Below are 19,989 nucleotides of genomic sequence, written 5' to 3' on the forward strand. Positions count from 1 at the left end.
TCCACCGGAGACAAGCGCGGACAAGGGGGAAACGGTTCCCGGGCGAAGATAGCAAGAAGCGATCCGGCGAGATGCCGGGCGGCGACATCTTGTTGCGGGGGAAGGCCTTCGGGCGGACTATTCGAACCCGCGCACCGTCTCGGCGTCGAGCGTCACGAGGTGGCGGCGGTCGGACGGCAGCGGCACGAAGGCGACTGCCAGCCCCGAGCCGCGCAATGTGCAGTGGCCGAAGGAGGCGCCGGTGTGAATCTTGAGGCCGTTGCGATAGGTGGGGTCGATGAAGTCGTGCAGCCCGTTGCCGACAACCACCGGAACGCCGTGCCAGAGCGAGACGCCGTCATGATGGATGTGGCCGGTGAGGATGCCGGCGACAGGCCGGCCTGCCAGCGTGCGGCGCAGTCGCTCTGTTTCGGCCTCGTCCAGGCTCTCCCACGCAAAGGGCGATTCCGTCACGATCCGCGGGCCGTGGTGCATCACCACGATCTTGGGCAGGTCCGGATGGCGCAGCGTCGCCGCGTCGAGAAAGGCGAACTGGTCGTCGCCCAGCGCGCCGCTCACCTTGCCCGGCACGCTGGTGTCGAGCACGATGACATGAACGCCGTCGAAGACACGGTCGTAGACATAGGGCGCGTCGAGACCGGTCGTGCGGTCGAGCATGCCTTCGTGGAAGCCGGGGCGGGAATCATGGTTGCCGAGGGCGCAGAGCACCGGCATGCCGAGTGCCTCCAGCCGCTGGCGTACGGCGCGGTAGCTCGAGGCGTCGCCCTTGTCGGTCAGGTCGCCGCTGACGATGACGAAATCAGGCGCCGGATCGATCGCCGCGATCATCGACAGCGCCGCGTCCAGATTGGCCATCGTGTCGATGCCGTCCACGTCGCGGTCGCAGTGGGCATGGAGGTCGGTCAAGTGGATGAAGGTCGGTGCTCTGGTCATCTGGCGTCGTGATCTAGGGTGCGGGGCGGGAATGTCGTCGGCACGCGGCTCTATCCGTCTCACAGGCGGGAGCGCCGTTCAAGGGCGCGGCGCGCCGGTTCAGGCGGCCACGGCCGGTTCGGCGCCGATGCGCGCGCGGGCGGCAAGGGCCTTCGTCGCCTCGACCGTCTCCTGCGCGGCATACCAGTAGCGCTGGTTCAGCTCGATGTTGAACACCGTACCCTGCGGGAAGACGCATTCGGCGATCAGCGTCTGCCAGGGGATGTCGCCCCAGCCGACCGGCAGGTGCAGGTCGCCATGGCCATAGGCCAGCCGTTCGCCTTCGGTGTACATCCAGATGTCGTCCTGGCGGCCGAAACTGTCATGGATGTGCAGGTGGCGGCCAAAAGGCGCCAGCGTCCTGATCTCCTCGACGAAATCGGCGCGGCGTCCTTCCCAGTCGAGCATCAGCCAGGAGTGGCTGAAGTCGATCGTCGCCCGCACGTTCGGGTGGTCGATCGCCGCGAGTTCCGTGGCAAGCCGGCGCGGCGACGAGGCGTGCACCTTGCCGTCGAAGCCGGCGAACAACGTTTCAACGCACAGGACGAGGCCGGTGCTGCGCGCGACGTCGCCGGCCCGCGCCAGCCACTCGCGCTGGCGCGCATAGGCAGCCTCCAGCCCGTCGCCCTGCTGTATCGGCGCCAGGCCCGAATGGATGACGTAGTGCGCGGCATCCAGTTCGGCCGCGACCTCCAGCGAGGCGGCGAGGACGTCCATGTGGCGCTGCAGCCGGTAGGGCTCGTCCATGAAGTTGATCGCCAGAGGTCCATGCACGGTGTAGCCGACCGAGCGGCCCGCGCAGGCGCGCTTCAGCGCTTCCATCTGCGGCCGGCGGATGCGGCCGCCCACCACGACGTCCATGTCGAAGGTCGACAGTTCGATCCATTCCACGCCGAGACGCTCGATCATGTCGAGCTCGTCGGCAAAGTCCGACAGGTCGTTTCGACGCTTGTGGGCGGTGATCCCTGTGCCGGCGGCGCCGTTCGAGAGCATGCGGGAGGTCCTTTTCCAGGTCGGGAAGCGCTTGTACGGAGGCAATAGCCGGCCGGCCTGCGACGCTGCGCTGACCGCCCGCCGCGGTCCATGGCAAATCCGTCTGACAGGGCGATGACGGCCGGCTGGCGTCATCGCCCCATTCCCCTTGGACGGGACGGCAGCCGCCGTCAGCCTGCCGCCACCACCTCGACCTCGACCTTGAACTCCTCGCGGGTGAAGCCGCCGACGATCATCAGCGTGGAGGCCGGGGAGGGGGCCTGGAACAGGCGGTCGCGGACGGCCATGTAGGGCTTCATGTGCTCGCGGGCCGTGACGTAGGCGTTGATGCGGACGACGTTCTTCAGCGTCATGCCGGCGGCGGCGAGGATGGTCGCGATGGCGGCGAAGCAGAGTTCGGCCTGCGCCCCGGCGGTCTCGGGGACGACGTCGTCTGGCGAAATGCCGAGCTGGCCCGAGCAGAACACCAGCCGCGCGCCGGCCTCGATTTCCACCGCATGGCTGTAGGCCGCGAAAGGCGCGCGCACGCCGTCGGGGGTGAGGTGGGTGAGCATGGCGGGCCTCTGCGAAAGGTGTGTCGGGGGCAATCATGCACGGGCGGGGAGGGATGTCGACGGGGTCTCTCCGGCTTCCCCTCCCCGCAAGGCGGAGGGGGCAGCGGCGCGGCGCCCGGTTCGAAGCCACCTGTCGCGAGCTTCCGCTCGAACGGGGTCGGGGGGCTCCCGGCCCGTGCAGGTGACCCTACAACAGCCCCGCCAGCGCCCCCGCGCAGTCCTTCAGCGTCGCCAGCGCTTCCCGCCTGAACGCCGCGTCCGCCAGTCGCGCCGACGTCGCCGAAAAGCCGAGCGCGGCGACCTCGCCGCTGGCGGCGGGCACGGCGACGGCGAGCGCGGCGACGCCGGGCTCGAACTCGCCGTCGACGAGTGCGTGGCCCGCCGCCGCGATGGTCCGCACTGCGGTGGCGATGGCGTTGCGGTCGAGGGTGGTGGCGGGGGTGTGGGGCTCGAGGGGGGCAGTGCGGATGGCTTCGGCGGCGGTCCCGGCGTCGCCGGCGGCGAGCAGCATGCGGCCGATGGCGGTGGAGAGCAGTGGCACGCGGCTGCCGATGGTGAAGCCGATGCGGGCCCGCTCGGTCTCGCCGCCGGCATGGGCCACGTAGACGGCCTCCGCGCCGTCGAGCATGGCGAGCGAGATGGTCTCGCCGATCCGGAGCGAGAAGGCGCGCATCACCGGCTGGATGGTCTTGCCGAACTGGCGCCCCTGCAGGAAGCCGCCGGCCAGCACGAGGATGCGCGGGGTGAGCGCAAACAGCCGGTCCTGCTGGCGCACGTAGCCCAGATGCACCAGTGTCAGCACCAGCCGGCGGGTCGCCGCGCGGTCGAAGCCGGTGAGGCGGGCGATCTGCGGCAAGGTGAGGTGGGTGTGCTCGGCGTCGAAGGCCTTCAGCACCGCCATGCCCTTGGCGAAGGTCAGCGAGATGTCCTTCTCGGCGACGGTGCCGACGGCCGGTTCCGGATGCGGAGGGGGCACGTCGGGGCTCCCCTGCGTCCGCAGGTCGCGGGCGGCGGGCTCCTGGCGGTGTCGTGTCACGGCCGCGCTTCCGTACAGGTGTGGCGCAGGCGCGAAAAGCGGCGCGCTTGACAGGCTCCCGAGAGGCCGAATAGGTTCGTTCGATAATATAGCATGCGTGCGATAATCGCACAGTCTGCGGTGCGGAGGCAAGGGCGGTCTCGCCATGCGTCCGTGCCGCAGGCGAGCCAGGGAGGACCCCCAGCCATGATGAGCCAGGCGCAGAACGACCTTCTCACCCGTGTCGGCAAGGGCACCGATGGCGGCGCGATGCTGCGGATGTACTGGCAGCCGGCGGCGCTGTCGGACGAACTCGTCTCTGCGCGGCCGGTGGTGCCCGTTCGGCTGCTCGGCGAGGATCTGGTGCTGTTTCGCGACAATGCCGGCGCGCTCGGCCTGATCGGCCGGCATTGCCCGCATCGCGGCGCCGACCTCTGCTATGGTCGGCGCGAGGACAACGGCCTGCGCTGCCCGTTCCACGGCTGGCATTTCGACCGCACGGGCCAGTGCGTGGAGCAGCCCGGCGAGCCGGAGGGCTCGCGCATGCACGAAAACATCCGCGCGGTGTCTTATCCGGTGGTCGAGAAGAACGGCATCGTCTTCGCCTATATGGGGCCGGGCGAGCCGCCGGCCTTCCCGGCGCTCGACTGCTTCGCCGCGCCCGACAGCCATGTCTTCGCCTTCAAGGGGCTGTGGGAGTGCAACTGGCTGCAGGCGCTGGAGGTGGGCATCGACCCGGCGCACGCCTCCTTCCTGCACCGCTTCCTGCAGGACGAGGACCCGGCGCAGGCTTACGGCAAGCAGTTCCGCGACAAGGCCGGCAACACCGACATGCCGATGACGCAGCTTCTGCGCGAATACCCGCGGCCGGAGATCCGCGTCGAGGACACCGACTACGGCCTGCGGCTGATCTCGCTGCGCCACATGGACGACGGGCGCAGCCATGTCCGCGTCACCAACCAGATCTTCCCCGAGGCGATCTGTATCCCGATGTCGAACGAGATGACGATCACCCAGTGGCACGTGCCCGTCGACGACGAGACCTGCTACTGGTACTCGATGTTCACCAGCTTCGGGAAGCCGGTCGACAAGACGGTGATGCGCGAGCAGCGCATGAAGGAGCACCGCCTGCCCGATTATGCGCCGCTGAAGAACAAGCGCAACAATTACGGCTACAACCCGGACGAGCAGGAAAGCTTGACCTATACGGGCATGGGGCTCGACATCAACGTGCACGACCAGTGGGCGGTGGAATCCATGGGCCGTATACAGGACCGCACCGACGAGCACCTCGGCCGCACCGACGTCGCCATCATGAAGCACCGCCGCAAGCTTCTGGCGGCGATGAAGGCGGTGAAGGAGGGGGATGTGGCGGCGCTGCCGATGCGGGGGGAGGCGGCTGAGGTCGAGGCGATCCGCGGGCCGGTGTCGATCGATGCGATCGGGGAAACGGAGGGGTGGGAGGCGTTGTGGCCGGAGGCGGATCGGGCGCGGCGGGCGGGGTCGAGTTGGGCGGCGGCGGTGCTTTAGTGGCTGGTTCCCGAATGCTTTTGCTCTACGGCGCCCCCCTCTGTCCTGCCGGACATCTCCCCCACGAGGGGGGAGATCGGCAGCTTCATGGGCGGCGCCCGTCCTGCGCCGCTGGAGATTGGCGAACGCCGCGGCGACGGCCGATCTCCCCCCGAGTGGGGGAGATGTCCGGCAGGACAGAGGGGGGCGCGAGGGAACGCGACCTCTCGGCTACAAGCTCCTCCGCCTTGTCGATTCACGAGCCACACGCATGACCCCGCCCCTCTCCCCCGGCTTCACCGCCGAGCACGGCCTGCTCACCTCCGACCAGCTCCGCCTCGCCGAGGAGGTGCTCGCCCGCGTCGAGGCGGAGGGGCTGGAGACGGTGCGGGTGCTGTTTGCCGACCAGCATGGCGTGCTGCGCGGCAAGACGATCGTGGCCGGCGCGCTGGCGTCGGCGTTTCGCAGCGGGCTCGCGGTCACCTCGACGCTGCTGCTCAAGGACACCTCGCACCGCACCGTGTTCCCGGTCTGGGGCGGGGACATCGGCTTCGGGGCGGGGATGATGACGGGGGCGGGCGACATCGTGATGGTGCCGGACCCGGCCACTTTCCGCGTGCTGCCCTGGTCGCCGAAGTCGGGCTACGTGCTCTGCGATCTCGTCCAGAAGGACGGGACGCCGATCCCGTTCTCCTCGCGCGCCATCCTGCGCAAGGCCGTCGAGCGGCTGGAGGCGGCGGGCCGGCGGCTGGTCTGCGGGCTGGAGGTCGAGTTCCACGTCTACCGGCTCGACGATCCGAAGCTCGCCCATGCCGATGGCGGGATGCCGGGAACGCCGCCCGCCACCAGCCTGCTCGCGCAGGGCTACCAGTATCTCACCGACGCGCGCTACGACGCGCTGGAGCCGGTGATGGACGCGCTGCGGCGTGCCTGCCTGGCGCTCGGCCTGCCGGTGCGCTCGATGGAGGCGGAGTTCGGGCCGAGCCAGTGCGAGTTCACCTTCGAGCCGGACGGGGCGATGGCGCATGCCGACGCGATGATGCTGTTTCGCATGGCGGCCAAGCAGGTCTGCGCCCGCATGGGCCTGCACGCTACCTTCATGTGCCGGCCGAAGGTGGAGAACGGCATGGCGAGCGGCTGGCACCTGCACCAGTCGGTGGTGGATGCGGCCTCCGGCGAGAACCTGTTCATGCCGGCCGCGGACGGCGCGCTGTCGGCCGATGCGTCGGGCTGGATCGCCGGTCTGCTCGAACACGCCGCCGAGACCTGCCTGCTGACGACGCCGACCGTCAACGGCTACAAGCGCTACCAGGCCTTCCAGCTGGCGCCGGACCGCGTGCAATGGGGCCGCGACAACAAGGGCGCGATGATCCGCGGGCTGATGGTGCCGGGCGACCGGGCGAGCCGGATCGAGAACCGCGTCGCCGAGCCCGCCGCCAACCCCTATCTCTACTTCGCCTCGCAGATCCTGTGCGGCCTCGACGGGCTGGAGCGCGGCCTGACCGCCCCGCCGCCGGTCGAAAGCCCCTACGAGAGCGATGCCGCGCTGCTGCCGAAGAGCCTGGTCGCCGCCATCGAGCGGTTCGAGGCGAGCGGGTTCTATCGCGAGACGCTGGGCGAGGACGTCGTGTCGTACCTGACCCGCATCAAGCGGGCGGAGTGGGACCGCTATCTGATGACGGTGTCGGAGTGGGAGCAGCGGGAGTATTTTTCGCTGTTTTGAGGGGGGCGTGGCCGGTCGGACGTGTGTCGTCTTTCTGCACCGCGCGCGGCGCCTTATGTATCCGAACTGCGAAAACCGCTTCCTGCTCGAACGTTGGAGCTCAAGGTGCGGAGGCTGCGCGCGAGCCACCGCCAGAAGGGCAGACGCCGACGCACGACAATCGTCTCTTCGACGACGATTTCACGGTTCGGTTTCCCGCTTAGCACGAGCCTTCCGCTCCGGCCGTATCGCTGCAGCCAGTCATCGAGCCAGTTCGCAGCTTGCCGGTCATCGAGCACGATCACCATGAGCCACATGTCGTAGGGACCGAGCTTGCGCGCATCCCACCGGATGACCGCCGACCGCCACTTGCGCCTGATCGGATCAAAGACGGCTTCCGGCGAGGTCGCATAGAAGCGGAAGACGTGGTTTGCCATTGCGGATGAGCAAGCTCCTTCGGTGATTCCCTGCTTTGCGCGCATATTCTTGCCCTGACGGTCCTTGATATGCTCGTTTGGCGTGAGGAGCCAAGGCCCTTCTTGCAATCCGTCTCAGGCCTTCGGAATCGAGTTAATTTAATGAATTCTGTCGCTTGGCTTGCTTGTGGATAAAAATCCGGAAGAATAGGTTGCCATGATCGTCTTGAGCCACGCAGAAGCTGAAAAACCCTTCGTCGAATGCTTTGATTGCCGTTTCCCGTATGGCGATCCATCTGCTTCGACACTTATCAGTCAGGGGTGGAGCATCTCTCTCAATGCGGCCTTTTGTGTTCTCGTTGAGCTTTGCCACCTTCCTCGACATATTGATGTTGACAGGTGTCGCCTTAAGGAAATTGTCGATGAATGGGCGGCAGGTCCCGACCACCCTATCAAGATGCCTGTGCTGCACGCGGTTCATGCTCTTGTCGACGGTAATACTCTTCCTTTGGACGAGTGTGTCGATCTGATGAACTATGTGGCAGGTTTTGACGGACAACGTGCGGCACTCGCCCTCGTTTATTATGCCGCCGATGCTGACACACCCGAAAGCGACGAAGCGCTGGAGCGGATATATGCAGAGATACTCCAGCGCTGGGATATGAATGGGGTTTAGTCGTCGTCCCGGCATATCTCCATATGAGATAATCGCAGTTTAAAGCGAAGTAATTATAATTGTCTTGATCTGTTTCATCTAATTGCCAGGCGCGTTGTTGCGCTTCGTACGGCCACCAGTTCGTGCATGTAAATCAGTTGGAAGCGAACGCACGCCCGCCCCATGTCAGCAGCCTCGCCTGGTCTAACACCCTGCCTGATGACAATCTGCCGCAGGTCTCCTACATGGCGGCCATGCATCCCATCATTTCCATCCAGGGCGTGTCGAAGCGCTATGCCACCGGCTTCGAGGCGCTGAAGACCGTCGATCTCGATATCGCGGAGGGCGAGATCTTTGCGCTGCTCGGGCCGAACGGGGCGGGCAAGACGACGCTGATCTCGATCGTCTGCGGCATCGTCAACAAGAGCACCGGCACGGTGACTGTGGGCGGGCACGACAATGTCACGGCCTACCGCAAGGCGCGCGCGCTGATCGGGCTGGTGCCGCAGGAGCTGACCACGGACATGTGGGAGACGGTGTGGGATACGGTGTCCTACAGCCGCGGCCTGTTCGGCATGAAGCCCGACCCGGCGCATCTGGAGAAGGTGCTGCGCGATCTCTCCTTGTGGGAGAAGCGGAACGACAAGATCATGACGCTGTCCGGCGGCATGAAGCGGCGGGTGCTGATCGCCAAGGCGCTGTCGCACGAGCCGCGCGTTTTGTTCCTCGACGAGCCGACCGCCGGCGTCGACGTCGAGCTGCGCCGCGACATGTGGGAGATGGTACGCGCGCTCAAGGCGTCAGGCGTCACCATCGTGCTCACCACCCACTACATCGAGGAGGCCGAGGAGATGGCCGACCGGGTCGGTGTCATCTCCAAGGGCGAGATCATCCTCGTCGAGGAGAAGGCCGAGCTGATGCGCAAGCTCGGCCGCAAGGAGCTCGCCATCACGCTGAAGGAGCCGATAGCCGCCATGCCGGAGGCGCTCGCCGGCTACAATCTTGCGCTGTCGCCCGACGGAACGACGCTGACCTATGCTTACGACACCCAGGCCGACCGCACCGGCATCACCCGCCTCCTGCGCGATCTCGACGCCGCCGGCATCCGCCTGCGCGACCTCGACACCCGGCAGAGCACGCTGGAGGACATCTTCGTCAACCTGGTGAGGAACGGCCGATGAACATGCGCGCGATCTACGCGATCTACCGGCAGGAGATGGCGCGCACCCGCCGCACCCTGCTGCAGAGCATCGTCTCCCCCGTCATCTCCACCGCGCTCTATTTCGTCGTATTCGGCGCGGCCATCGGCAGCCGCATCAAGGAGATCGACGGCATTTCCTACGGCGCCTTCATCGTGCCGGGGCTGATCATGCTGTCGCTGCTCACCCAGAGCATCTCCAACGCCGCCTTCGGCATCTACTTCCCGAAATTCGTCGGCACGATCTACGAGCTCCTGGCCGCGCCGATCTCCTATCTCGAGATCGTCGTCGCCTTCGTCGGGGCTGCGGCTACCAAGGCGACGATCCTCGGGCTGATCATCCTCGCCACCGCCTTCCTGTTCGTGCCGCTCCGGATCGAGCATCCCTTCGTGATGCTGGTCTTCCTGGTGCTGACGGCGGTCACCTTCAGCCTGTTCGGCTTCATCATCGGCATCTGGGCCGACAATTTCGAGAAGTTGCAGCTGGTGCCGCTGCTGGTCGTCACGCCGCTCACATTCCTCGGCGGCAGCTTCTACTCGATCGACATGCTGCCGCCGTTCTGGCGCACGGTCACGCTGTTCAATCCGGTGGTCTATCTGGTCAGCGGCTTCCGCTGGAGCTTCTTCGGACAGTCGGACGTCAACGTGGTGATCAGCCTCGGCATGACCTTCGCCTTCCTCGCGCTCTGCCTCGGCATCGTCGGCTGGATCTTCCGCACCGGCTACCGCCTCAAGAACTGACGCTGCTGCCTTCCTGGCGGCCGTCACGCTTTGCGACGGGCCGATAACCTTCCGTCAACACTCTCCGCGCAGTGTCGCACATGCCGGTCGCAAGCGATTCGGCCGCAAGGTTGCAGTTCCCGCCGCCTGTTGCGACGCCCCAGTGGACGATCGGCGCGGATCCCGTGTCGCGTCGGCCAGGGTCACAGTCGCGCTTGCTGCCGGCCAGTAGGAGAGACGTCTTGAGCACCGAGTCCGCCGCCGCAGAAATCCGTTCCGACGAGAGCCGCAGCCGTGTCGTCGTCTTTCCGCTCTGGCGCCGGGCCGATGCGGTTCGCCGCGTGGCGATGAACCTGGCGGTGATCGCCGGGACCGAGGAAGCCGACGACTACCGCTACGAAGTCGCCGACCGCTTCTTCGCCGAACTCACGGCGATGGGCGTGGCGGAATTCGAGCAGGACGAACTGGTCGGCGCCTTCTTCCACCAGGTCGATCTGGCGCTCGAGGTCCTCTACGACGACGTCAGCGAAGGCGCACTCTGACGCAACGCCGGCCGCGTCCGCGGACGCGTCACTTTCCAGCTGCCTCAGGCCCTCGCCAGTCGGGGGCCTTTTTCATTTCGGCCCCCTGCTCTTTCGGTACGGCCTGGCCGCCGAGGCCGGCTGCCGCCGCATCGCTGCTCCAGAGCGAATCACCAGGTGATTCTCGTGTCGCGAGATGCGGATCCGGCACCAGATCCGGCCTCCGCGCGGCGGTTGCGGCGGGCGCCGGTTAACGATTGTTGCCAAATTCTTGCCGCCGCACATGCCAGGCGGAACCCTCGTCATCCCCCCGAAAACAGCTGAAAAAGCAAGGTTTTCGGGCAGATACGCCGTGGCGCGGCGAGCGCGGTCTGCCGCCTGGGACCGACCGTTAACGTCGATTTACCCTTTGTTAAGCACGTTCATTCACAAAGATTAAGAGGCGGCTATCGGTCTTACCGGCCAAGGGGATCGATCGCCGATCGGGGTGACAATTCGTCTCGGAATGATGTCCGGGCAGATCATGAAGGGGCCATAGCGTGTCCAGTATTCTGACCAACGCCGCAGCGATGACCGCGCTGAAGAGCCTCCAGGCGACGAACAAGTCTCTGGAGATGACGCAGGCGCGCATTTCCACGGGCTACCGTGTGGGGCAGGCCAGCGACAACGCCGCCTACTGGTCGATCGCCACCACGATGCGCTCCGACAACAAGGCGCTCCTGACGGTCCAGGACGCGCTCGGGCTCGGCGCCGCCAAGATCGACATCGCCTATACCGGCGTCAGCGAGACCATCAAGGTGGTCGACGAGATCAAGGCCAAGCTGGTGGCGGCCCGCGAGCCCGGCGTCGACCGCTCCAAGATCCAGGCCGAGATCTCCGCGCTGCAGGGGCAGCTTCTCGGGAACGCCTCGACCTCGTCCTTCGCCGGCGAAAACTGGCTCTCGGTCGACTCCGATTCGACCGACTACAATTCCTCGAAGTCGATGGTCGCGTCCTTCACCCGCGCTTCCGACGGCACCGTCTCGGTCTCAACGATCACCATCAGCACCGATTCCATCAAGCTCTTCGACGCGGCTGCCGAGGTGGCGCCAGCCGGTGTCGGCGACGTGGAGACGGGTGTCGGCATCCTCGATGCCAGCTATGACGAGGACACCGGTCAGCGCATCACCAACACGTCGATCTCCACCTTCTCCGTGTCGACGCTCGACATCTCCGCGCTGACCAACAACGCGGCCGACCTCGACATCCTCGACAACTACATCGTCGGCGTCGACGACGCGATCAGCCGCATGACCATCGCCGCCAGCGATCTCGGCGCTGCCAAGAAGCGCGTCGACCTGCAGGTCGACTTCGTCAGCAACCTGATGGACGCGATCGACCGCGGCGTCGGGTCGCTGGTCGACGCCAACATGAACGAGGAGTCGACCCGTCTCCAGGCACTGCAGGTGCAGCAGCAGCTGGGCATCCAGGGCCTGTCGATCGCCAACGCCAGCGTCCAGGGCATCCTCTCGCTCTTCCAAGGATAACGCGACCGCCGCGGCCCGACGCGGGCCGCGCGCCGCCTTCATCCCCGCCTTTCGCGAACCCGCATCGGAACCCGGTTGGTTCCGCTGCGGGTTCGTCGCGTTTCGTCCTGCCCACACTGTGGCACGGGGCCGCAAGCGCGCTGCCCGGCGAAAAAATGGTTTCGATGGCAGCGGTTGGCCATGCACCGTTAAGAGGGGTTAAACTATTGCATGGCAAGTCTAGGTCTCGGTTGCTTGGCGGACATCGCCAAAGGCATGACGCCGCGAAACCGACGCCGGTCGTACCGGGATGTACAGATATCGCGCCCTGGGGGACTCAAGGGGATGGCGAACGCCCGGACTTACGACCACGATATTTCTGCACGCCTGGAGTTCATGGGACTCGATGCGGCGGCGCGAGCGAATCTGAAAAAGCTCAAGCCGGTAATCGCAGGAGCCGTGGACGAGGCTCTCGACGCCTTCTACGCCAAGGCGCGCGCCAATCCTTCCACGAGCCGGCACTTCACCGGCGACGACCACGTCGCCAGCGCCAAGCGCCGCCAGACGTCGCACTGGACCGTCATCGCCGAAGGGGATTACGGCGACGCCTACGCCCGTGCCGTGCTGGCAATCGGCAACACCCATGCTCGCCTCGGCCTCGAGCCGCGCTGGTACATCGGCGGCTACGCGCTGATCGCCGAGAAGCTGTTCGATGCCATCGTCGCCGAACATTGGCCGCGCTTCAGCGTCGGCGGCGGTCCGAAGTCCGCGATGGCCGCTTCGGTCAGCAGCCTGATGAAGGCCGTCCTGCTGGACATGGACCTCGCCATCTCGACCTATCTCGATGCGCTCGACCAGGATCGCCAGCGGCTCGACCGTGAGGCACGCGAGACGCGCGAACGGCAGGACCGCGCCATGGCGTCGATCAGCCGTGCGCTGTCCGATCTCGCCCAGGGCGACCTGCGGGTGCGGATCAGCGAGCCGCTGGCGCCGGAATTCGAGCAGATCCGCGCCGACTTCAACGCCACGGCCGGCGCGCTGGAAAACGCAATCGAGAAGGTTTCGGCCGCAGCGGTCGGGATCGGCGGCAGCTGCGACGAGATCGGCCAGGCCTCGGACGACCTGTCCCGCCGCACCGAGCAGCAGGCTGCGAGCCTCGAGGAAACCGCCGCGGCGGTGGAGGAACTGACAGCCAGCGTCCGCCGCGCAGCTGAAGGCGCCCACGTCGCCGCCCAGAAGGTGATCGCCGCCCGCAAGGAAGCGGAGAATTCCGGCTCGATCATGCAGGAGGCGGTGCGCGCCATGAGCGGCATCGAGAAGTCGTCGCGCGAGATCTCGCAGATCATCGGCGTCATCGACGAAATCGCCTTCCAGACCAATCTTCTGGCGCTCAACGCCGGCGTCGAGGCCGCCCGGGCGGGGGATGCCGGGCGCGGCTTCGCCGTCGTCGCGCAGGAGGTCCGCGGACTGGCGCAGCGCTCGGCCGAGGCCGCCAAGGAAATCAAGGGCCTGATCCAGACGAGCTCGGCTCAGGTGGACGACGGCGTCAAGCTGATCGACGAAACCGGGAAAGTCGCCGAGCGGATCGTCCGCCAGGTTATCGAGATCGATTCCCTCGTCGCCGAAATGGCGTCCTCGACCAAGGAACAGTCCACCGGGCTGTCGGAGATCAACACCGCCGTCTCGCTGATGGACCAGGCCACGCAGCAGAACGCGGCAATGGTGGAGCAGACCACCGCGGCCGTGCACTCGCTCCGCACGGAGGCAGGCGAACTGGTCCGCTCCATCGCCGGTTTCAGCATCAGCGCTTCCGCACCGGCCGGTGGCGCCCGGTCTTCGAGATCCGGGAAGGCGCCGCCTCGCGGTGTCGCCCCGCGGCAGGCTTCGGCGCCCGCCGCGCACGGCTCCGCCGCTCTGAAGGTGGTCGCCGAGGCGGACGGGTGGGAAGAGTTCTGAGTCTCCAGAGGAATTGTGAATGAAACAAGCCATGTCCACCACATTGGCCTTGCCGCCTGTCCTCGACATCACGGCGGCCGGTCCACTTGCTTCCGAATTCCTCCGTGCCCGGGGGAAGGACGTTTCGATCGATGCGTCGAAGGTCGAACGCGTCGGCGCGCAGTGCATCCAGGTCCTGCTTTCGGCAGTGGCTACCTGGACTCTCGACGGAATGGAATTCGACCTCGCGAACCCCTCCGCCGCGCTTGTGGAAGGCCTCGACATCGCGGGGCTGGAGCCGGCCAACTTTATTGCAAGGAACGCTTGAGATGACGAAAACGGTACTGACTGTAGACGACTCCCGCACGATCCGCGAAATGCTTCGTGCCGCGCTGACGGAAGCCGGCATGAACGTGCTGCAGGCCGAGGACGGCGTGCATGGCCTCGAAGTGCTCGACGGCGCGATGCCCGATGTCATCGTGACCGACATCAACATGCCGCGGATGGATGGCTTCGGCTTCATCGAGGCGGTGCGCGGCAGCACCAAGCATCGGGCGATCCCGATCCTGGTCCTGACCACCGAGAGCGTCGACGACAAGAAGGACCGCGCCCGCCGCCTCGGCGCCACGGGCTGGATCGTCAAGCCGTTCGACCCTGCCAAGCTGGTCAACGCAATCAACCGCGTCGCGGCCTGATCAAACAGAAGACCGGGGGAGCTTGCCAGTGGATACCATGGCGGCAATCAAGCAGACGTTCTTTCAGGAATGCGAGGAGCAGCTCGCGGAACTGGAAACGGGCCTGCTTGCGATCGAAAGCGAAGAGCACGACACCGACACCATCAACGCGGTGTTCCGAGCGGTCCACTCGATCAAGGGCGGCGCCGGCGCGTTCGGCCTCGAGGAGCTGGTCCGCTTCGCCCACACGTTCGAGACGACGCTCGATCTGGTCCGCAGCGGGCAGATCCAGCCGGACGCGGGACTGCTCAAACTCATGCTGCGGTCGTCCGACATCCTGGCCGATCTCGTGCGCTTCTCCCGCGATGGCGGAGAGATGGACGAGAGCCGCGTCTCCCAGATCCACGAGGAGCTGACCCGCGCGGCCCAGCCCGGTGGCACCCCGGCAGCGTCAGCCGCGCCAGCAGCGGCTCCTTCGTTCACGCCGCCGGCCGCCTTCGACGCTGGCAGCGACGACGACGACTTCGTGCCGATCACGATCAATTTCGACGACATCCTGGGCGGCGGAGAGCCGGCGGTCGAGGAGCAGGTCTTCGTGGTCAGCTTCCGGCCGAAGCCGGAGCTCTATGCAAAGGCCAACGACGCCATCAAGCTGCTGCGCGAGATCCGCGCGCTCGGCGACGCCGACGTCGCCTGCGACATCTCGGAAGTGCCGCTGCTGACGGAGCTCGATCCGGAAGGCGCCTACCTCTCCTGGACGATCCGGCTCGGCTCGGACGTCACCGAGGCGCAGGTCCGCGAAGTCTTCGAATTCGTCGAGTTCGACTGCGACGTGTCCGTCACCGCCGAGCCGAAGGTGGATCCTAACTTCGAGTTCGTCCCGGCCCCGGTTGCCGAGACCCGGGAACCCGTGCCGGCGCTTGCCGATGACGGGCCGCTGATCCCCGAGTCGGTGCTGGCCAAGATCGCGCAGGTGAATGCCGAGCCCGCCAAGGCCTCGCCCGCGGCTGCCGCAAACCAGGCACAGCCGGCCCAGCAGGCCCAGACCACGATCCGCGTCGACCTCGACCGCGTCGATCGCCTGATCGACCTCGTCGGCGAGCTCGTCATCAACCAGTCGATGCTGTCGCAGCGCGTCACCGAAGCCGGCATCGCGCGGCTGTCGGAGGTCGCGGTCGGTCTCGACGACCTCGAGCAGCTGACCCGCGAGATCCAGGATTCGGTGATGGCGATCCGCGCCCAGCCGGTCCGGCCGATCTTCCAGCGCATGTCGCGCGTGGTTCGAGAAGTGGCCGACATGGTGGGCAAGTCCGTCCGCCTCGTCACCGAGGGCGAGAACTGCGAGGTCGACAAGACCGTCATCGAGCGGCTGGCCGACCCGCTCACCCACATGATCCGTAACGCTGTCGATCACGGCCTCGAGAAGCCCGAGGATCGCATCAAGGCCGGCAAGCCGGAACAGGGCGTGGTGCGCATGACCGCCGCCCACCGTTCGGGCCGTGTCATCATCGAGGTGTCCGACGACGGCGCCGGCATCAACCGCGCCCGCGTCAAGGAGATCGCCATCAAGCGCGGCGTGATCGAACCCGGCGTGCCGCTGTCCGACAGCGAGATCGACGACCTGATCTTCGCACCCGGCTTCTCCACGGCAAGCACGGTGTCGGACGTGTCCGGCCGCGGCGTCGGAATGGACGTCGTCAAGCGCTCGATCCAGGCGCTCGGCGGACGCATCTCGATCTCGTCGAAGCCGGGGCAGGGCACGACCTTCACGCTCAGCCTGCCGCTGACGCTCGCCGTCCTCGACGGCATGGTGGTGACGGTGGCGGGCCAGACGCTGGTGGTGCCGCTCACCGCCATCGTCGAGACGCTGCAGCCGAAGGGACCGGAAGTGCACGGGCTCGGCGAACGCGCCAAGGTCATCGCGATCCGCGGCTCGTTCATCCCGCTCATCGATGTCGGCTACAAGCTCGGCTACCGCTACGAGGAGGCCGATCCGCTGAACAGCGTCGCCATCATGGTGGAGTCCGAGAACCGGGCGCAGAGCGCGCTCATGGTCGACGGCATCATCGGCCAGCAGCAGGTCGTCATCAAGAGCCTCGAAACCAACTATGGCCAGGTCTTCGGCGTGGCCGCCGCAACCATCCTCGGCGACGGCCGGGTCGCCGTCATTCTCGACGTCGACGCCATCGTCGCCGGCAACCGCTCCTAGTCGGCGAAAGCCGGGCACGCCCAAGAAAGAGGAACGCAGCAATGATGCACGTCAAGGAACACGACCTGTCGAAGAACAGCGAGCTCATCGCCTTCCGTCTCGGAGGCCAGGAGTTCTGCGTCGACATCATGTCCGTCCGCGATATCCGCGGCTGGACGCCAACCACCCCGCTGCCGCACTCGCCCGGCTACGTGAAGGGCGTCATCAACCTGCGCGGCTCGGTGCTGCCGGTGATCGACCTCGCCGCGCGCCTCGGCTTCCGCTCCACGGAACCGACCGCCCGGCACGTCATCATCGTGACGCAGGTCGGCAACCAGTCGGTCGGTCTCCTGGTCGACGCGGTCTCCGACATCCTCACCATCAACGCCGACACCATCCAGCCGACGCCCGACGTGGCGTCCGAACTGGCGCGGGCCTTCATGAAGGGCGTGCTGGCGATCGAGGGCCGGATGATCAGCCTGATCGGGCTCGACAGCGTGCTGCAGTCGACCCGCGAGAACTCGGGATTCCTGAATTGAAATCCACCGCCGCGTCCCTGTCGGGTGGGATCGTTCCCGGGGAATACCTGCTGACGGCGGAGGATTTCCGCCAGATCGCAGAAATCCTCCACGATCACGCCGGCATCCAGCTCACGGAAACCAAGGCCGCGCTCGTCTACGCGCGGCTGGCCAAGCGCCTTCGGGCGCTCGGGCTGGAGAGTTTCCGGGATTATTGCGCCTATGTCGCCAAGTCCGACGGACTGGACGAGCGGCAGCGCATGGTCGCGGCGCTGACGACAAACGTCACCAAGTTCTTCCGCGAGGCGCATCATTTCGAGCACCTCAAGCGCACGGTCCTGCCGCCGCTGCTGGAGGCCGCGCGACGTGGCGCGCCGGTGCGGATCTGGTCGGCCGGCTGCTCGAACGGGCAGGAGGCCTACTCTGCCGCGCTGGTGATCCTGTCGATGATGCCGGACGTCGGCCGTCACGACGTCAAGATCCTCGCCTCCGACATCGATCCCAACATGATCGCCGAGGGCAAGGCGGCGGTCTATCCGGACCAGGCGCTCACCGACGTGCCGCCCGAGCTGAAGAAGCGCTGGCTGCATCGCGCGCCGGGCGGATATGGCGACCAGCAGCTCTGGCGGGTCGCCGACGAGGCGCGCAACCTGGTCGCGTTCCGCGAACTCAACCTGTTCGCAAAGTGGCCGATGCAGCGCAAGTTCGACGTCATCTTCTGCCGCAACGTCGTCATCTATTTCGACAAGATCAAGCAGGCGTCCCTGTGGACGCGCTTTTCCGAGGCGCTGAAGCCCGACGGCTGGCTCTACATCGGCCATTCCGAACGGGTTTCCGGACCCTCGGCAGACAATTTTGTCAGCGACGGGATCACGACCTGGCGCCATTCAAAGGGGGGTGCACGATGAAGCCGGTCCGGGTCCTGATCATCGACGACAGTGCCACGATGCGTCGCATCATCGGCTTCGCGTTGTCCTCGAACCCCGCCATCCAGGTCGTGGGCGAGGCACCCGATCCGACCGAGGCGTTCAAGCTCGTCGACACGCTCGATCCCGACGTGATCACGCTCGACATCGAGATGCCCAAGATGAACGGCATCGATTTCCTGCGCCGGGTGATGAAGCATCGGCCGCGGCCGGTCATCATGGTGTCGACGCTGACGGTCAACGGCGCTGCCGTGACCATCGAGGCGCTGGCGATCGGCGCCTTCGACTGCGTGGCCAAGCCGTCGCTCAAGGACGATCGTTCCTTCGAGGACCTGATCGAAAAGGTCATCGCGGCCGGCGCGGTACGCTCCCGCTCGAGCGGCCGCATGGCCCGCCCCGCGCTGCTTCGCGAGCCGGCCGCGCCTGTCTCGCATGCCCCCGTCATGGGAGGCGGCGCGTCGGAGCGGCTGATCGCCATCGGCGCCTCGACCGGCGGCGTGGAAGCGCTGATCTCGGTTCTCTCCGAATTCCCGATGGACTGCCCGCCGACCGTCATCACGCAGCACATGCCGGCCAATTTCACCCGATCCTTCGCCGAGCGGCTTGACCGGCTCTGCCGGCCGACGGTGCAGGAGGCCGACGACCGCCGGCCGCTGCAGCGCGGCAACATCTACATCGCGCCAGGCGGCGGGCGCCACATGGAGGTCGTGCGCGGGGCGGGCGGCTTCGAGACGCGCCTTCGCGAGGGCGACACGGTGTCGGGGCACCGGCCTTCGGTCGACGTGCTGATGAACTCGGTGGCCGCCGCCGCGGGGCGCGATTGCGTCGGCGTCATCCTGACGGGCATGGGACGCGACGGCGCCCAGGGCCTTTTGAAAATGCGCCAGAACGGCGCGAGGACCATCGGGCAGGACGAGACATCCTCCCTGATCTACGGAATGCCGCGCGTGGCCCACGAGGTCGGTGCGGTCCAGAAGCAACTGCCACTGAGCCGTATCGCCCGGGAGATCTTCGCGGGCGCAAGGTCGACGAAAGAAGGGACCATGGTATGTCACTCCTAGCTCAGCTGAAGATCCTCGTGGTCGACGACACCACCACCAGCCGCATGCTGCTGCGCGACGCGCTTGAAACCATCGGGTTCAGGAACATCGCCGTGGCCGCCGACGGCGAGCAGGCCATGCAGGTGATGATGTCTCAGCCCTGCCACCTGATCATCTCGGACATGAACATGCCGAAGATGAACGGCCTTCAGCTCCTGCACGCGATCCGCACCTACAAGCCTACCTCGCGGACGCCCTTCATGATCCTGACGGGGAACAACGACAAGAACGTGCTGATCGAGGGGCGCAAGATGGGCCTCAACAACTATCTCAACAAGCCCTTCACGACCCCCGATCTGAAGAAGGCTCTCGAAGCGATCGTGGGGAGGCTGCATTGATATTGCCGGGTCGACCCGACAGAATTCACGTCATCCAGGGGGAATGCGCGGTCTCCGACAAGCCCGAGGCGGTGCTGACCACCGTCCTTGGTTCCTGTGTCGCGGCCTGCATGCGCGATCCCGTGCTGAAGATCGGCGGAATGAACCATTTCCTGCTGCCCGGCGAGGGCGAGCGGTCGCGCCTCAACGAGGCCGAGCGCTTCGGCGTCTACCTGATGGAGTTGCTGGTCAACGGCCTCCTCAAGCGGGGCGCCCGGCGCGAGAATCTCGAGGCGAAGCTGTTCGGCGGCGCCCGCACGATCCAGAATTTTACCGACATCGGGGCCAAGAACATCGAGTTCGCGCGCCGCTTCCTCGACAATGAAGGCATCAAGTACACGGGCGGCAGCGTCGGCGGCGACCAGGGCCGCCGGCTGGAATTCCAGCCGCATACGGGCAAGGCGCGGCAGTTCCTCCTGCCCAAGGCCATCGCACCCGTTCCGACGCCCGAGCCGCGCGTCCCGGCGCCTGCCGCCGGTGGCGAACTCGAACTGTTCTAGGGATAGAGGTT

Annotated in this window: 21 protein-coding genes; 16 read left to right on the plus strand and 5 right to left on the minus strand. The window is 66.5% G+C overall.

The genetic code is table 11. The annotated features are described in order from the left end of the window. Positions 1-117 precede the first annotated feature (117 nt). The 4 genes from N1F91_RS12635 to N1F91_RS12650 form a co-directional block, all read right to left on the minus strand. A complete protein-coding gene (locus N1F91_RS12635; protein ID WP_289992578.1) occupies positions 118-933 on the minus strand; it encodes a metallophosphoesterase in 816 nt (271 codons plus the stop codon). 99 nt (positions 934-1,032) lie between these two features. Continuing rightward, positions 1,033-1,965, minus strand: a complete 933-nt coding sequence (locus N1F91_RS12640) for a sugar phosphate isomerase/epimerase (RefSeq protein WP_289992579.1) — start codon at positions 1,963-1,965, stop codon at positions 1,033-1,035. Positions 1,966-2,135: 170 nt separating this feature from the next. Beyond that, positions 2,136-2,519: a RidA family protein gene (locus tag N1F91_RS12645; protein WP_289992580.1), complete on the minus strand. Its 384-nt coding sequence runs from the start codon at positions 2,517-2,519 to the stop codon at positions 2,136-2,138. A 187-nt stretch (positions 2,520-2,706) separates the two neighbouring features. Continuing rightward, a complete protein-coding gene (locus N1F91_RS12650) occupies positions 2,707-3,555 on the minus strand; it encodes an IclR family transcriptional regulator C-terminal domain-containing protein (protein WP_289992581.1) in 849 nt (282 codons plus the stop codon). A gap of 186 nt (positions 3,556-3,741) precedes the next feature. Here N1F91_RS12650 and N1F91_RS12655 point away from each other — a divergent pair, with 186 nt between their 5' ends. Beyond that, complete coding sequence (locus N1F91_RS12655) at positions 3,742-5,064, plus strand: aromatic ring-hydroxylating dioxygenase subunit alpha (protein WP_289992583.1); 1,323 nt, start codon at positions 3,742-3,744, stop codon at positions 5,062-5,064. A 250-nt stretch (positions 5,065-5,314) separates the two neighbouring features. Continuing rightward, positions 5,315-6,766 carry a glutamine synthetase family protein gene (locus tag N1F91_RS12660; RefSeq protein ID WP_289992584.1) on the plus strand — a complete coding sequence of 484 codons (1,452 nt, stop codon included), beginning with the start codon at positions 5,315-5,317 and terminating at the stop codon, positions 6,764-6,766. Between the two features lie 53 nt (positions 6,767-6,819). On the opposite strand, the gene N1F91_RS12665 is transcribed toward N1F91_RS12660, so the two are convergent. Further along, positions 6,820-7,182 (minus strand): hypothetical protein, encoded by a 363-nt coding sequence (locus N1F91_RS12665; RefSeq protein ID WP_289992585.1) that lies wholly within the window; start codon positions 7,180-7,182, stop codon positions 6,820-6,822. A 196-nt stretch (positions 7,183-7,378) separates the two neighbouring features. Here N1F91_RS12665 and N1F91_RS12670 point away from each other — a divergent pair, with 196 nt between their 5' ends. From N1F91_RS12670 to N1F91_RS12735, 14 genes are all read left to right on the plus strand, one after another. Further along, positions 7,379-7,837 (plus strand): hypothetical protein, encoded by a 459-nt coding sequence (locus tag N1F91_RS12670; RefSeq protein ID WP_289992586.1) that lies wholly within the window; start codon positions 7,379-7,381, stop codon positions 7,835-7,837. A 233-nt stretch (positions 7,838-8,070) separates the two neighbouring features. Further along, entirely contained in the window at positions 8,071-8,997 is a 927-nt protein-coding gene (locus N1F91_RS12675; RefSeq protein WP_289992634.1) for an ABC transporter ATP-binding protein, read from the plus strand. Next, the gene (locus tag N1F91_RS12680) at positions 8,994-9,755 is read left to right on the plus strand and encodes an ABC transporter permease (protein WP_289992587.1); all 762 of its coding nucleotides are present in this window, start codon (positions 8,994-8,996) and stop codon (positions 9,753-9,755) included. Before N1F91_RS12675 ends, N1F91_RS12680 begins: the two co-directional genes overlap by 4 nt. A 221-nt stretch (positions 9,756-9,976) precedes the next feature. Beyond that, positions 9,977-10,276, plus strand: a complete 300-nt coding sequence (locus tag N1F91_RS12685; protein ID WP_289992589.1) for a DUF6074 family protein — start codon at positions 9,977-9,979, stop codon at positions 10,274-10,276. 518 nt (positions 10,277-10,794) lie between these two features. Then, complete coding sequence (locus tag N1F91_RS12690; protein ID WP_289992591.1) at positions 10,795-11,781, plus strand: flagellin; 987 nt, start codon at positions 10,795-10,797, stop codon at positions 11,779-11,781. Positions 11,782-12,105: 324 nt separating this feature from the next. Continuing rightward, a complete protein-coding gene (locus N1F91_RS12695) occupies positions 12,106-13,716 on the plus strand; it encodes a globin-coupled sensor protein (protein ID WP_289992593.1) in 1,611 nt (536 codons plus the stop codon). A 19-nt stretch (positions 13,717-13,735) separates the two neighbouring features. Further along, entirely contained in the window at positions 13,736-14,023 is a 288-nt protein-coding gene (locus tag N1F91_RS12700) for an STAS domain-containing protein (protein ID WP_289992594.1), read from the plus strand. A 1-nt stretch (position 14,024) separates the two neighbouring features. Further along, positions 14,025-14,390 carry a response regulator gene (locus N1F91_RS12705; RefSeq protein ID WP_289992595.1) on the plus strand — a complete coding sequence of 122 codons (366 nt, stop codon included), beginning with the start codon at positions 14,025-14,027 and terminating at the stop codon, positions 14,388-14,390. A 37-nt stretch (positions 14,391-14,427) separates the two neighbouring features. Then, complete coding sequence (locus N1F91_RS12710) at positions 14,428-16,578, plus strand: chemotaxis protein CheA (RefSeq protein WP_289992596.1); 2,151 nt, start codon at positions 14,428-14,430, stop codon at positions 16,576-16,578. Between the two features lie 41 nt (positions 16,579-16,619). Further along, positions 16,620-17,096, plus strand: coding sequence for a chemotaxis protein CheW (locus N1F91_RS12715; RefSeq protein ID WP_126698717.1), 477 nt, complete (start codon positions 16,620-16,622; stop codon positions 17,094-17,096). Next, positions 17,093-17,983 (plus strand): protein-glutamate O-methyltransferase, encoded by an 891-nt coding sequence (locus N1F91_RS12720; RefSeq protein WP_289992597.1) that lies wholly within the window; start codon positions 17,093-17,095, stop codon positions 17,981-17,983. Before N1F91_RS12715 ends, N1F91_RS12720 begins: the two co-directional genes overlap by 4 nt. Next, on the plus strand, positions 17,980-19,062 hold the full coding sequence (locus N1F91_RS12725) for a chemotaxis response regulator protein-glutamate methylesterase (RefSeq protein ID WP_289992598.1): 1,083 nt from the start codon (positions 17,980-17,982) through the stop codon (positions 19,060-19,062). Before N1F91_RS12720 ends, N1F91_RS12725 begins: the two co-directional genes overlap by 4 nt. Further along, entirely contained in the window at positions 19,050-19,439 is a 390-nt protein-coding gene (locus tag N1F91_RS12730) for a response regulator (protein WP_289992600.1), read from the plus strand. Before N1F91_RS12725 ends, N1F91_RS12730 begins: the two co-directional genes overlap by 13 nt. Next, positions 19,436-19,978, plus strand: a complete 543-nt coding sequence (locus N1F91_RS12735; RefSeq protein WP_289992601.1) for a chemotaxis protein CheD — start codon at positions 19,436-19,438, stop codon at positions 19,976-19,978. Before N1F91_RS12730 ends, N1F91_RS12735 begins: the two co-directional genes overlap by 4 nt. Positions 19,979-19,989 lie beyond the last annotated feature (11 nt).

The organism is Aquibium sp. ELW1220, from assembly GCF_030398385.1.
Lineage (GTDB): Bacteria > Pseudomonadota > Alphaproteobacteria > Rhizobiales > Rhizobiaceae > Aquibium.